This is a genomic window from Silvania hatchlandensis, from assembly GCF_025564065.1.
GTDB lineage: Bacteria > Pseudomonadota > Gammaproteobacteria > Enterobacterales > Enterobacteriaceae > Enterobacter > Enterobacter hatchlandensis.
This window is the reverse complement of sequence record NZ_JAMGZK010000055.1, coordinates 364,604-378,388: the sequence shown is the minus strand read 5'-3', so window position 1 is coordinate 378,388 and position 13,785 is coordinate 364,604. Positions and strand designations below refer to the sequence as shown.

Genomic DNA, 13,785 nt, shown 5'->3' with positions numbered 1-13,785 from the left:
ATGGGAGAGGGAACGTGAAGGGCTATTACTGAGCTTTTGGTGCGCTTTCAGGCTGCTGCTGAGCCTGCGCAGGTTCAATCTGGAACACCACGTCAACCTGATCGTCGAACTGAATCGTCGGCTGCTCGTAAGTTTCCTGGGCAGATACCGGCGCGGCATCCGCCTTCATCATGCGTACCACCGGGCTCGGCTGATAGTTAGAGACATGGTAGCGTACGCTGTACACCGGTCCCAGCTTAGTGTTAAAGCCAGAAGCCAGCTGCTGTGCCTGACGCAGCGCATCATCAATGGCAGCTTTACGCGCTTCATCTTTGTATTTTTCTGGTTGCGCAACGCCCAGTGAGACAGAACGGATCTCGTTCAGGCCCGCCTTCAGTGCACCATCCAGCAGCGCATTCAGCTTGTCGAGCTGACGCACCGTGACTTCGACAGTCCGCACCGCACGATAGCCTTTCAGAATGCTTTTGCCATTCTGGTAATCATAATCTGGCTGGGTGCGCAGGTTCGCGGCGTTAATGTCTTTCTTGGCGACCTGGTTCTGTTCCAGGAACGAGAGATATTGCGCAACACGGTCATCTGCCTGTTTCTTGGCGGATGCTGCATCCTTTGCAGAAGCATTCACCTCAATGGCTAACGTGGCGATGTCCGGTACGGCATCCACGCTTGCGGTTCCTGTGGTGACGATATGTGGGCTGTTAGGCAATTCGTTTGCCTGTGCCGACACTGCGCCAAAACTGACTAATGCCGCGAGGGCGAGTACGTTAAACTTCACTGTTATTCCTCCATGTTGCGAAGAGTGCCCATTTTACAGGGCGCATGCCAGCAAGCTTAGCGTTTCATACTCAGATGTCCATAAGAGAACGCTTAGTTAAGCAGGCTCTGGATATGACCTATCCCATCTTTCGCCAGCTGGATCGCGATCACCCACATCACCAGTCCCACCAGAATATTGATGATGCGTTGGGCTTTCGCCGTGCGCAGGCGCGGGGCCAGCCAGGCCGCAAGCAGCGCCAGACCGAAGAACCACAGGAAAGAGGCGCTGACGGTGCCCAACGCGAACCAGCGTCTGGGCTCCACATCCAGCTGTCCACCCAGACTACCCAGCACCACAAAAGTATCCAGATAGACGTGCGGATTGAGCCAGGTTACCGCCAGCATGGTAACGATGATTTTCCAGCGCCCCTGCTTCATCACCTCGGCGCTGGCCAGCTCCAGATTACTGCTCATCGCTGTTTTTAGCGCGCCAAAGCCATACCACAGTAAAAATGCGACGCCACCCCAGGTGACCAGCGCCAGCAGCCACGGCGACTGCATCAGCAGCGCGCTGCCGCCAAAAATTCCCGCGCAGATCAGCAGCAGATCGCTGACCGCGCATAGGAAGGCGATCATCAGATGATACTGACGGCGAATCCCCTGATTCATCACAAACGCATTTTGTGGGCCGAGGGGCAGGATCATCGCCGCACCCAAAATAAGCCCTTGAAAATAATAAGTTAACATAACAAGAATTCCGGTAAATCGTCTTAAGCGCAGACTATACCGCGAGGGAATCATTAGAGGAAATTGAAAATATTAATCATAAATAAGTAATGTTAATAATGCGTGCATTTGCGATCCGACAGAATCAGATTTCAACAAGAGTGTTACTGCTTCGCCCCGAGTATGCTGCCAGTATCTCCCTCTCTTTGCCTGAGGATCTGTATGAAACGTACCGGATGGGTTTTCTGTCTCTTTGCCGCGTTGGTGTTGCCTGGGGTCGTCAAAGCACAAACCACGCTGCGCTACACCGACCACGAACCTTACGGGAATATGCGCACTCACATTATTAAGAACACCTTTTTCAACGCGATTGAGCATGAGTCTCAGGGGCGGATCAAAATTGATGCCCACTGGAACGGCGAAATTAGCAGCAGTTATAACGCGCTCGAAACCCTGTCGCAGGGAGAACGCGCAGATATCGGCATTGTGGTTCCCGAATATAACCCTGAACAGCTCCCGCGCCATCAGCTGTTTAAAAGCTTTCCGCTGGGTCCGGATAGCGGCAATGCCCAGGTGCAATTCTTTCACCGCGTATTTAGCGAGTATCCGCAATTCGCCGCTGAGCTGGATAACAATAATCTTGTGATGCTGCAATTTTTCCTCGGTTATCCGGCGGCATTTTTTACCACCAGGTCTGGTGTGGGGCCTGCGCAGCTGACAGGCACGCGGTGGCGCACCGCCAGCTTCTGGCATCAGTCTTTTTTGCGTAATGCCGGCGCCACGCCGGTTACTCTGCCGTGGAACAGCAAGATTGTCGACGCGCTACAAAAGGGGCAACTTGATGGGCTGCTGGTGAATGTGGATAGCGGTGACGATATTGGTGCGCCGCGATCCGCGCCCTATATTCAGCTTTCCCCTGCTCTCTGGCTGGGTCATGTCTATCTGCTGGTGGTCAATAAACAGACCTGGAATGCGCTTTCACCCCAGGACCGAGCTGCGATCCAACGGGCTGCGGCATCGACGGAACACGCCCTCGGCTCCTGGCTTGATACCAGCCTGAATCGCATGGCGAAGCAGCTGGAACAGCAAGGCGCGCACGTTCACTTTCTTTCACGCAAAGAGTGTAATCAATGGCGGGATGCAACACGATATCAGCAGGTACAGGCCAGGTGGATTGAACAGCAGGAGAGTAAAGGCGTAACGGATGCAGGTAGGTTATTACAGTCAGTCAGCATGCTGCTCTCTGATTCGATAGAGGAAAATCAATAACAGAGCCCGCGTACTGGCGCGGGCTTTGTTGATAACCGGGGGCGTTATTCCGCCCCTTCCTTCACACGCTTAAAGTTCACGTCCATCTGCGGATACGGGAAGCTAATGCCGTTGGCATCAAAATCACGCTTCACGCGTTCCAGCACATCCCAGTACACGTTCTGCAGGTCGCTGCTGTTGCTCCAGACGCGCACCACAAAGTTGATCTGGGAAGCACCCAGCTCATTCAGGCGTACCGTCATTTCGCGATCTTTAAGAATGCGTTCGTCAGACTCGATGATGTCAGTGAGCAGTTGCTTCACCTTATCGATATCGGAATCATACGCCACGCCAATAATGAACTCATTACGACGCACCGGCTCGCGGGAGAAGTTGATAATGTTGTTGGCGATGATTTTACCGTTCGGGATCACAACGATTCGGCCATCGACGGTGCGCATGGTGGTAGAGAAGATCTGCACCTGCAGCACAGTCCCTGCCACGCCGCCCAAATCAACATATTCACCAGAGCGGAAAGGACGGAAAGTCACCAGCAGCACACCGGCCGCCAGGTTGGAGAGGGAGCCCTGCAGAGCCAGACCGATAGCCAGACCGGCGGCACCGAGAACCGCAATCACCGAGGCCGTCTGCACCCCGACACGTCCCAGCGCGGCGATCAGCGTAAAGGCAATAATTCCGTAACGCACCAGCGCGGAGAGAAAGTCCGCCACTGTGGCATCAATATGACGCGCGCGCATCAGGCGATTGACCGTATTCGACACGATACGCGCCACGATCATCCCCACGATGATAATCGCAATGGCCGCGACGATATTGACGGCGTAACTCAGCAGCAACGCCTGATTGCGCACCAGCCAGGAGCCCGCGTTATTGATGCTATCTACAACACCGAGATCTTCCATTCAATTTTCCTTATCTAAGCCAGACCATAAAAAAACACTCCCTCATCAAGGCAGGAAGATGAGTAAAGGGTAAACAAAAAGCGAAGATTTTGCCAAACAGATCACAAAAAGAGCCGTTGCAGCTCGTTGAAAAGGCGAAAAAAAAGCCCGCACTCAGTGCGGGCTTTTGACGCTTTCAGCAGCTCAAATTACAGAACGTCAACCGCGTTCAGCTCTTTGAATGCCTGCTCCAGACGGGTAATCATAGAGGTCTGAGCAGCACGCAGCCATACGCGCGGATCGTAGTATTTCTTGTTCGGCTGGTCTTCGCCTTTCGGGTTGCCCAGCTGGCCCTGCAGGTAAGCTTCGTTGGCTTTGTAGTAGCCCAGAATACCGTCCCATGTTGCCCACTGGGTATCGGTATCGATGTTCATTTTGATAACACCGTAGCTTACAGAGTCTTTGATTTCCTGAGCAGAAGAACCGGAACCGCCGTGGAAGACGAAGTTCAGGCTGTTGTGCGGCAGGTTATGTTTCTTGGAAACATAGTCCTGAGAGTCGCGCAGGATAGTTGGGGTCAGTACCACGTTGCCTGGCTTGTACACACCGTGTACGTTACCGAAGGAAGCTGCGATAGTGAAACGTGGGCTGATTTTGCTCAGCTCGGTGTAAGCGTAATCAACGTCTTCTGGCTGAGTGTACAGGGCAGAAGCGTCCATGTGGCTGTTGTCCACGCCGTCTTCTTCACCACCGGTGCAACCCAGTTCGATTTCCAGAGTCATGTCCATTTTGGACATGCGCGCCAGATATTTAGAGCAGATCTCGATGTTCTCTTCCAGAGACTCTTCAGACAGGTCGATCATGTGAGAAGAGAACAGTGGCTTACCGGTAGCCGCGAAGTGTTTTTCACCCGCGTCCAGCAGACCGTCGATCCACGGCAGCAGTTTCTTCGCGCAGTGGTCAGTGTGCAGGATAACCGGAACACCGTAGTGCTCAGCCATCTGGTGAACGTGATGTGCGCCAGAGATTGCGCCCAGGATTGCTGCACCCTGAGGAACGTCAGTTTTCACGCCTTTACCCGCGATGAACGCCGCGCCGCCGTTAGAGAACTGTACGATAACGGGTGCTTTAACTTTGGCTGCGGTTTCCAGAACGGCGTTGATGGAGTCGGTACCCACGCAGTTAACGGCTGGCAGAGCAAAGTTGTTTTCTTTAGCTACCTGGAACACTTTCTGAACGTCATCACCGGTGATCACGCCAGGTTTTACGAAATCAAAAATTTTAGACATGTTACGAGTCCTGTATCTTCGGCCTTGGAAAGGGGCGTGCTCTTAAAAGCGCGCTGAAAATTGGGCAGGTCTCCCTGCCCTGAAATGGCTTACTTCTTAGCGCGCTCTTCGAGCATCGCTACTGCCGGCAGAACTTTGCCTTCCACGAATTCGAGGAATGCGCCGCCGCCAGTGGAGATGTAGGAGATCTTGTCGGAAATACCGAACAGATCGATAGCTGCCAGGGTGTCACCGCCGCCAGCGATAGAGAAGGCTTCGCTGTCTGCAATCGCGTTAGCTACGATTTCAGTACCTTTGCGGAAGTTAGGGAATTCGAACACGCCAACCGGACCGTTCCACAGAATGGTTTTTGCGTCTTTCAGGATGGCAGCCAGTTTCTCTGCAGAAACGTCGCCCAGGTCAAGAATCTGCTCTTCATCTTTGATGTCAGCAACAGATTTCAGCTCTGCGGTTGCGGTTTCAGAAAACTCGGTTGCCACGCGAACGTCAGTCGGAACCGGGATATCGCAAGTGGTCAGCAGGCGTTTTGCTTCGTCAACCAGGTCAGCTTCGTACAGGGATTTGCCCACGTTGTGGCCCTGAGCGGCAACGAAGGTGTTGGCGATACCACCACCGACGATCAGCTGGTCAGCAATTTTAGACAGGGAATCCAGAACGGTCAGTTTGGTAGAAACTTTAGAACCACCAACGATAGCCACCATTGGACGAGCAGGCTCTTTCAGCGCTTTACCCAGTGCTTCCAGTTCGTCAGCCAGCAGTGGACCTGCGCAAGCAACGTCTGCGAATTTACCGATACCGTGAGTAGAAGCCTGTGCACGGTGAGCCGTACCGAAGGCGTCCATGACAAACACGTCGCACAGTGCAGCGTATTTTTTGGACAGGGCTTCGTCGTCTTTCTTCTCGCCTTTGTTAAAGCGAACGTTTTCCAGAACAACCAGTTCACCCGCAGAGACTTCAACGCCGTCCAGGTAGTCTTTAACCAGACGTACCGGGCTGGACAGTTTGTCTTTCAGGTAATTAACAACCGGCAGCAGAGAGAATTCTTCGTTGTACTCGCCTTCGGTCGGACGACCCAGGTGGGAGGTGACCATCACTTTTGCACCCTGCTTGAGCGCCAGTTCGATGGTTGGCAGAGAGGCACGAATACGCGCATCGCTGGTGACTTTCCCATCTTTAACCGGCACGTTCAGATCTGCACGGATGAAAACGCGTTTACCTGCCAGATCCAGATCGGTCATCTTAATTACAGACATGGTGAATCCTCTCATTGATTCTAAAGTTTTGCAGACGCACGACGCGTCTTACCTGAAACCTTGTGCAGCCATTGCTAACGTGGTGTCGAGCATCCGGTTAGCAAAGCCCCATTCGTTGTCGCACCAGACCAGCGTTTTGATCAGGTGCGCCCCACTCACGCGCGTTTGCGTGCCATCAACAATGGCGCTGTGCGGATCGTGGTTAAAATCTATTGAGACCAACGGTAATTCCGTATAGTCAACTATACCATGAAATGCTTGCTGCGCCGCTTTTTGCAGCAACAGGTTGACCTCGCAGGCTTTTACCGGTTTCTTCACGGTAACGCTGAGGTCGATTGCCGTGACGTTGATGGTCGGGACACGCACGGCAATGGCTTCAAAACGGTCATGAAACTGGGGGAAAATTCGGGTAATGCCGGCCGCCAGTTTGGTATCCACCGGGATGATCGACTGACTCGCCGCACGCGTGCGTCGCAGGTCCGGATGGTATGCGTCAATGACCTGCTGATCGTGCATCGCGGAATGGATCGTAGTAACCGTACCCGACTCAATGCCATAGGCATCGTCCAGCAGTTTGATGACCGGAATAATACAGTTGGTCGTGCAAGAGGCGTTGGAGACAATGCGGTGTTCCGCGTGCAGCTCATGATGATTGACGCCGTAAACCACAGTGGCGTCGAGATCGTGGCTGCCAGGATGTGAAAAGAGCACTTTCCTCGCGCCAGCCGCCAGATGGGCCTCGCCGTGTTCGCGATTGCCGTAGACACCGGTGCAGTCGAGAACCACATCCACACCCAGTTCACGCCAGGGTAGTGCCTCGATCGTCGGTTCATGCAGGATGCGAATCACGTCGTCGCCAACGAGCAGTTGCTCTCTTTCCTGACGAACATCCCAGGCAAAGCGTCCATGGCTGGTGTCATATTTCAATAAATGCGCCATGCCCGTAGCATCCGCCAGTTCATTGATTGCCACCACGGTGATTTCCGCACGACGCCCGGATTCATACAAAGCACGAACCACATTGCGTCCGATGCGACCGAAGCCATTAATCGCTACGCGTACGGTCATAAGTCTCCTGCAAGGCTTTCCCTGATTTTAGGTGGCTGACAGAGTAATCCAGCAGCGCGCCGAGGGGAATCCTCGCCTGTCACAAACTCCAACTGATTGGTCAATTGTCGAACATTTAATCGACTGAAACGCTTCAGCTAGAATAGGCGAAACCAGGAATAAAGGGAATGACTGTCCAGACCAATAAGCCAGCTATATGACGCACGTCACATTTCACAGCTGATTATCACGGATTTTATTCCATATTCCAGAATCGTGCATAAGCGTAGCAATATCTTTTCGTTGCCGCGGCGTAAATCCTGATTTATATCAGAAAGCCGATCAGCCCGCGTCGATATCATCTGCGCCACGTCCGAGTCTCGGAGTCCTGCAACGTATGACTATGCTTCATTTTTCTTCCTCCGCAGCGCGGTTTTATGCGCTTCGTCTGCTTCCCGGCCAGGAAGTCTTTACCGGGTTACGCACCTTTGTGCAGCAGCACCAGCTCCGCGCCGCCTGGATTGCCGGATGTACCGGGAGCCTGACAGACGTTGCCCTTCGCTACGCCGGACAGGACGCCACCACGCAGTTGACGGGCACGTTCGAGGTGATCTCGCTCAATGGCACACTTGAGCTGACCGGCGAACATCTGCACCTCAGCGTCTCTGACCCGCAAGGGGCAATGCTGGGTGGGCACATGATGCCAGGCTGCACCGTGCGCACCACCCTTGAGCTGGTGATTGGCGAGCTGGATGCGCTGGCGTTTAGTCGCCAGCCCTGCGCCCTTTCCGGCTATGACGAACTGCATATCTCATCCCGTTAATCGACAACACAATAAGAGGTGCTCTAATGGCGCGTCGCCCGTTTTCCAGTCAGTCTTTAGTTCTGATCGTGATCGCTATTGCCATCAATATGGTGGGGGGACAGCTGATCAGCATGCTCAAACTCCCTATTTTTCTCGACTCCATCGGCACCTTAATCAGCGCGGTGCTGCTCGGCCCGGTGATTGGCATGCTAACCGGGCTGCTGACCAATTTGCTCTGGGGGCTGTTAACCGATCCGATTGCCGCCGCCTTTGCGCCAGTGGCGATGGTGATCGGCCTGGTTGCCGGTTGGCTGGCGCGCGCGGGCTGGTTCCGTACCCTGCCAAAAGTGGTCGTCAGCGGGGTCATTATTACTCTGGCGGTCACGGTGGTTGCGGTGCCGTTACGCACCGCGCTCTTTGGTGGCGTAACCGGCAGCGGTGCCGATCTGTTTGTCGCCTGGATGCATTCCGTCGGCCTGGGTCTGGTGGAGTCTGTCGCCATTACCGTGCTGGGCGCCAATCTGGTCGATAAGATCCTGACGGCGGTAGTGGTCTGGATGTTGCTGCGCCAGCTGCCATTGCGCACTACTCGCCAGTTCCCGACGATGTCAGCAGTGCGCTAAATGCACCCGTTTACGTCGTTAACGCTATGGGCGCTGGCCGCAAGCAGCACATTATTGCTGCCTGCCCAGACCCTGTTGCCGGTTTACAGTGCGGCCACTTTCCTTTGCCTGCTGGCACAGAAACCGACGCGTCAACGGGCAAAATACGTTGCCTGGCTGATGCTCTCTCTGGGCACGGGGCTGTGGCTGGTGCATGGCGGCTGGCTGACGGAGTGGATCAGCGGCCAGCCTCGCGATCCGCAGCGTTGGGCGCATGCCATCACCCTGTGGCTACGCATTCTGGCGATTGTGTCGACGTCGCAGCTGTGGATGGCGTATGTGCCGGTGCAGCGATTTATCCGGGCGCTCTTCGCCTCGCGCCTGCCGCCGGGGATGGCTTACCTGTTTGCCGGCCCGCTGCTGGTGGTCGAACAGCTTAAGCGCCAGCTGGCCATTATTTATGAAGCCCAACGCGCCCGCGGCGTGCCGCTGGATGAAGCCTGGCATCAGCGCCTGCGCGCAATGCCTGCGCTGATTGTGCCGCTCACCCATAATGCACTGAACGATTTAGCCGTTCGCGGCGCGGCGCTGGATATGCGCGGCTTTCGCCTGCATCGCAGACGCACCACGCTGTGGGCACCACAGGACAGCGGCTTACAGCGTATGGCGCGCTACGGCATGCTCCTGCTGATAGTCGCGGAGACAGGGGTCTGGATATGGTTACGCTAGAACAGTTTCGCTATCTTCCTACTCACGCCACGCGCACGCCTTCCTGCTTTGATTTCAACTATTCCGAACCGGGGATGGTGGCGATTTTTGGCGATAACGGCAGCGGGAAAAGTACCCTCGCCCAACTGATGGCCGGCTGGTATCCGGATTTTCTTCCCGGTGATATTGAGGGCAAAGGCATCCTGCTGGGTAACCCTGTCGGCCAGTTGACGCTGGTGGAGCAATCCCCCGCCATCCAGCTGGTGCAGCAATCGCACTATCTGCAGCTTTCCGGCTGTACGTTCAGCGTGGAGGAGGAAGTGGCTTTTGGCCCGGAAAACCTGTGCCTGGACGAGGCAGAGATCCTGCGCCGTATTGATGCCGTGCTCACGCTGACAGACTGTCTGCCGCTGCGCCATCGCCATCCCGGCACGCTGTCCGGCGGCGAAACCCAGCGCGTGGTGATCGCCAGCGCGCTCGCCATGATACCTGAGCTGTTAATCCTCGATGAAGCGTTCAGTCGACTGACGGCGCAGGCCACCGACCAGCTGCTGGAACGGCTGGCACACTGGGCGCAAGAGCACCGTTCGCTGATTGTGCTTTTCGAGCGCAATCCCTCTCCCTTTATCAACCACTGCCAGCAGGCGTGGCAGCTGCGCGACGGAGCGCTATTTCCCTTATGTTAACTCTGGACCAGGTCACCTATCGCTGGCCGAACGCGGCTGATGACTGCCTGCGCGAGATCTCGCTTGAACTGAGAGCGGGCGAATGGCTGGCGTTAACGGGCGATAACGGCGCGGGGAAATCCACGCTGCTGCGCATTATGGCGGGACTGCTCTCCCCTTCTTCCGGCGCGGTGGCCTTCAAAGGTGAACCGATCGCACAGCTTAAAAACCGTCAGCGCGCTCGTCACCTTGGTGTGCTGTTTCAGGAGGCGGAAAACCAGATCTTCCACAGCAACGTCACCGAAGAAATAGCATTCGGTTTGAAGCTGCAAAAGTTACCTGCAGAAGACATTGCACGCCGTACCCAGGCCGCACTGCAGCTCTGCCAGTTAGAGGACGTTGCCGACGCGCATCCGCTGGATCTGCACACCGCGCAGCGGCGGATGGTGGCGGTCGCCAGTCTGGAAGCGATGGCGCCGGAGGTTATGCTGCTGGACGAACCCAGCCGGGATTTTGATACGCACTGGCTGGGGGTATTTGAACACTGGCTGGCGGTCTGTCGTGGGCGAGGAACCAGCGTCATCGCCATCAGTCACGATCCGGCTTTTACGCAGCGTCATTTTTCGCGCGTCGTTCGCCTGGAGGCAGGTCGGTTATAGCGGAGCCAAAAAAAACGGGCCGCCGAAGCGACCCGTCTTATGCCGTAAACCGGATTACAGCAGTTCTTTCGCTTTCGCGACCACGTTCTCAACGGTGAAGCCGAACTCTTCGAACAGCTGCTCAGCCGGAGCAGACTCACCGAAGGTGGTCATGCCGACGATAGCGCCGTTCAGGCCCACGTATTTGAACCAGTAGTCAGCGATACCCGCTTCCACTGCCACACGAGCGGAAACCGCTTTCGGCAGTACGGATTCACGGTAAGCCGCGTCCTGCTTGTCGAATGCGTCGGTAGACGGCATGGAGACCACGCGCGCTTTCACGCCTTCGCCTGCCAGCTGATCCCAGGCAGCAACCGCCAGTTCAACTTCAGAACCGGTGGCGATGAAGATCACCTGCGGCTGACCGTCGCAATCTTTCAGCACGTAACCCCCGCGCGCGATGTTCGCCAGCTGCGCGTCGGTACGATCCTGCTGCGCCAGGTTCTGACGAGAGAGGATCAGAGCGGTTGGGCCGTCCTTACGCTCCACACCGTATTTCCACGCGACGGCGGATTCAACCTGGTCACATGGACGCCATGTGGACATGTTCGGAGTCACACGCAGAGAAGCCACCTGCTCAACCGGCTGGTGAGTTGGACCATCTTCACCCAGACCGATGGAGTCGTGGGTATAGACCATCACCTGACGCTGTTTCATCAGCGCAGCCATACGCACCGCGTTACGGGCATATTCCACGAACATCAGGAAGGTAGAGGTGTACGGCAGGAAACCACCGTGCAGGGTGATACCGTTCGCAATCGCGGTCATACCGAATTCACGCACACCGTAATGGATGTAGTTACCGGCAGCATCTTCGTTGATCGCTTTAGAGCCAGACCAGATCGTCAGGTTAGACGGGGCCAGGTCAGCGGAACCGCCCAGGAATTCTGGCAGCCAGGGACCGAAGGCTTCGATCGCATTCTGAGACGCTTTACGGCTGGCAATCTTAGACGGATTAGCCTGCAGCTTAGCAATGAACTCGTTCGCTTTTGCGTCGAAGTCTGATGGCATATCGCCTTTCATACGACGGGTGTATTCAGCCGCTTCCTGTGGGAAGGCTTTCGCGTAGGCGGCGAATTTCTCGTTCCAGGCAGACTCTTTCGCCTGACCGGCTTCTTTCGCATCCCACTGGGCGTAAATCTCAGACGGGATTTCGAATGCAGGGTGTTTCCAGCCCAGAGCTTCGCGGGTCAGTGCGATCTCTGCGTCGCCCAGCGGTGCACCGTGGGAGTCGTGGGTACCGGCTTTGTTCGGGGAACCGAAACCGATGATGGTTTTGCACATCAGCAGGGACGGTTTGTCCGTCACAGCGCGCGCTTCATCTACTGCACGTTTGATGGAGTCCGCGTCGTGACCATCAACGCCACGCACTACGTGCCAGCCGTAGGCTTCGAAACGTGCTGCGGTATCGTCAGTGAACCAGCCTTCAACGTGACCGTCGATGGAGATGCCGTTGTCGTCATAGAACGCAACCAGTTTGCCCAGCTTCAGGGTACCTGCCAGGGAGCACACTTCGTGAGAAATGCCTTCCATCATGCAGCCATCGCCCATGAACGCATAGGTGAAGTGGTCAACAATGTCGTGGCCCGGACGGTTGAACTGCGCCGCCAGCGTCTTCTCAGCAATCGCCATACCCACTGCGTTGGCAATACCCTGACCCAGCGGGCCGGTGGTGGTTTCAACGCCTGCGGTGTAACCCACTTCCGGGTGACCTGGGGTTTTGGAGTGCAGCTGACGGAAGTTTTTCAGCTCTTCAATTGGCAGGGCATAACCTGTGAGGTGCAGCAGGCTGTAAATCAGCATTGAGCCGTGGCCGTTAGACAGCACGAAGCGGTCACGGTCTGCCCAGGCTGGGTTTTGCGGGTTGTGATTCAGGAATTCACGCCACAGGACTTCGGCGATGTCAGCCATGCCCATCGGGGCGCCCGGGTGACCGGATTTGGCTTTTTGTACAGCATCCATGCTCAGCGCACGAATAGCATTGGCAAGCTCTTTACGTGAGGACATTTTGACTCCAGATCGGATGTTGATGGCCATACCCGTTTCGGCTTGACGACAGCGCGTTTTGGGCTACGCCGGAAAAAAGTGCCAACAATGTAACCCAAGCGACAAAGCATGTACATGGACCATTCTTTTGCCGGTTAAGAAATCTCTGGAACAGCCTCGCACGTTGCGCAATCTTCTCGCTCGCGGTGGATTATATTCTTTATACTGAGTGAAACTCCGGCCTGACGGCAGGGAGAACGTTCGCAATTTATCGAGTTTAACGGGTACGGAAGCAACATAATGAAAATGCGTGCAATTGTGCTGGCTCTGGGAACGACACTCCTGCTTAGCGGGTGTCAGAATATGGACTCTGGCGGGCTGATGAGCTCCGGTGCTGAGGCCTTTCAGGCTTACACCCTGAGCGATGCTCAGGTCAAAGCGTTAAGTGATGAAGCCTGTAAGGAGATGGACGGGAAAGCCACTATCGCCCCGGCAAGCAGCACTTACGCTCAACGTCTGAACAAGATTTCATCTGCTTTGGGCGACAACATCAACGGCCAGCCGGTGAACTACAAGGTTTACATGGCGAAAGACGTTAACGCCTTTGCAATGGCGAACGGCTGTATCCGCGTCTACAGCGGGCTGATGGATATGATGACCGACAACGAAGTCGAAGCGGTGATTGGCCATGAAATGGGGCACGTCGCGCTGGGCCACGTGAAGAAAGGCATGCAGGTTGCGCTCGGCACCAACGCCGTTCGCGTCGCGGCCGCTTCTGCCGGGGGGATTGTCGGAAGCCTGTCTCAGTCGCAGCTTGGCGATCTGGGCGAAAAACTGGTCAACTCTCAGTTCTCCCAGCGTCAGGAGGCTGAGGCCGATGACTACTCTTACGATTTGTTGCGCAAACGCGGCATTAACCCGTCGGGCTTAGCCACCAGCTTCGAAAAGCTGGCACAGCAGGAAGCGGGCCGTCAAAGCTCAATGTTTGACGACCACCCTGCCTCTGCAGAGCGTGCGCAGCATATTCGCGATCGCATGACCGCAGACGGCATCAAGTAACGTCAAAACAGGCCGGGCAACGCTAACTGCTACCCGGCCTGCCT

General features: G+C 55.6%; 14 protein-coding genes. 7 read left to right on the top strand and 7 right to left on the bottom strand.

Annotation, left to right across the window (positions count from 1 at the left end; translation table 11 throughout):
• Nucleotides 1–25: 25 nt before the first annotated feature.
• The gene (locus M8014_RS22685) at nt 26–772 is read right to left on the bottom strand and encodes an oxidative stress defense protein (protein ID WP_271284614.1); all 747 of its coding nucleotides are present in this window, start codon (nt 770–772) and stop codon (nt 26–28) included.
• Nucleotides 773–864: 92 nt separating this feature from the next.
• Nucleotides 865–1,500: an arginine exporter ArgO gene (gene argO / locus M8014_RS22680; RefSeq protein ID WP_271284613.1), complete on the bottom strand. Its 636-nt coding sequence runs from the start codon at nt 1,498–1,500 to the stop codon at nt 865–867.
• A gap of 201 nt (nt 1,501–1,701) precedes the next feature.
• Here argO and dctP point away from each other — a divergent pair, with 201 nt between their 5' ends.
• Nucleotides 1,702–2,748, top strand: coding sequence for a TRAP transporter substrate-binding protein DctP (dctP, locus tag M8014_RS22675; RefSeq protein ID WP_271284612.1), 1,047 nt, complete (start codon nt 1,702–1,704; stop codon nt 2,746–2,748).
• A gap of 44 nt (nt 2,749–2,792) precedes the next feature.
• Here dctP and M8014_RS22670 read toward each other — a convergent pair whose 3' ends face one another.
• From M8014_RS22670 to epd, 4 genes are all read right to left on the bottom strand, one after another.
• Nucleotides 2,793–3,650, bottom strand: coding sequence for a small-conductance mechanosensitive channel MscS (locus tag M8014_RS22670; RefSeq protein WP_271284611.1), 858 nt, complete (start codon nt 3,648–3,650; stop codon nt 2,793–2,795).
• A 188-nt stretch (nt 3,651–3,838) separates the two neighbouring features.
• Nucleotides 3,839–4,918, bottom strand: a complete 1,080-nt coding sequence (fbaA, locus tag M8014_RS22665) for a class II fructose-bisphosphate aldolase (RefSeq protein WP_064327302.1) — start codon at nt 4,916–4,918, stop codon at nt 3,839–3,841.
• 89 nt (nt 4,919–5,007) lie between these two features.
• Nucleotides 5,008–6,171 (bottom strand): phosphoglycerate kinase, encoded by a 1,164-nt coding sequence (pgk, locus tag M8014_RS22660; protein ID WP_271284610.1) that lies wholly within the window; start codon nt 6,169–6,171, stop codon nt 5,008–5,010.
• Nucleotides 6,172–6,219: 48 nt separating this feature from the next.
• Entirely contained in the window at nt 6,220–7,239 is a 1,020-nt protein-coding gene (gene epd, locus M8014_RS22655) for an erythrose-4-phosphate dehydrogenase (protein ID WP_271284609.1), read from the bottom strand.
• A 376-nt stretch (nt 7,240–7,615) separates the two neighbouring features.
• Here epd and M8014_RS22650 point away from each other — a divergent pair, with 376 nt between their 5' ends.
• The 5 genes from M8014_RS22650 to M8014_RS22630 are packed head-to-tail and all read left to right on the top strand — an operon-like array spanning nt 7,616 to nt 10,657.
• Entirely contained in the window at nt 7,616–8,041 is a 426-nt protein-coding gene (locus M8014_RS22650; protein WP_271284608.1) for a PPC domain-containing DNA-binding protein, read from the top strand.
• Nucleotides 8,042–8,067: 26 nt separating this feature from the next.
• Nucleotides 8,068–8,646: an ECF transporter S component gene (locus tag M8014_RS22645; protein WP_271284607.1), complete on the top strand. Its 579-nt coding sequence runs from the start codon at nt 8,068–8,070 to the stop codon at nt 8,644–8,646.
• On the top strand, nt 8,647–9,354 hold the full coding sequence (locus M8014_RS22640) for an energy-coupling factor transporter transmembrane component T (RefSeq protein ID WP_271284606.1): 708 nt from the start codon (nt 8,647–8,649) through the stop codon (nt 9,352–9,354).
• Nucleotides 9,342–10,019: an ABC transporter ATP-binding protein gene (locus M8014_RS22635; RefSeq protein WP_271284605.1), complete on the top strand. Its 678-nt coding sequence runs from the start codon at nt 9,342–9,344 to the stop codon at nt 10,017–10,019. The genes M8014_RS22640 and M8014_RS22635 overlap by 13 nt, the downstream gene beginning before the upstream one ends.
• Nucleotides 10,013–10,657, top strand: coding sequence for an ABC transporter ATP-binding protein (locus M8014_RS22630; RefSeq protein WP_271284604.1), 645 nt, complete (start codon nt 10,013–10,015; stop codon nt 10,655–10,657). The genes M8014_RS22635 and M8014_RS22630 overlap by 7 nt, the downstream gene beginning before the upstream one ends.
• A gap of 54 nt (nt 10,658–10,711) precedes the next feature.
• Here the strand turns inward: M8014_RS22630 and tkt are convergent, their stop codons facing one another.
• Nucleotides 10,712–12,703: a transketolase gene (gene tkt / locus M8014_RS22625; protein ID WP_271284603.1), complete on the bottom strand. Its 1,992-nt coding sequence runs from the start codon at nt 12,701–12,703 to the stop codon at nt 10,712–10,714.
• A 279-nt stretch (nt 12,704–12,982) separates the two neighbouring features.
• On the opposite strand from tkt, the gene loiP reads away from it, so the two are divergent.
• Nucleotides 12,983–13,741 (top strand): metalloprotease LoiP, encoded by a 759-nt coding sequence (gene loiP / locus M8014_RS22620; protein WP_271284602.1) that lies wholly within the window; start codon nt 12,983–12,985, stop codon nt 13,739–13,741.
• The last annotated feature ends 44 nt before the right edge of the window (nt 13,742–13,785 follow it).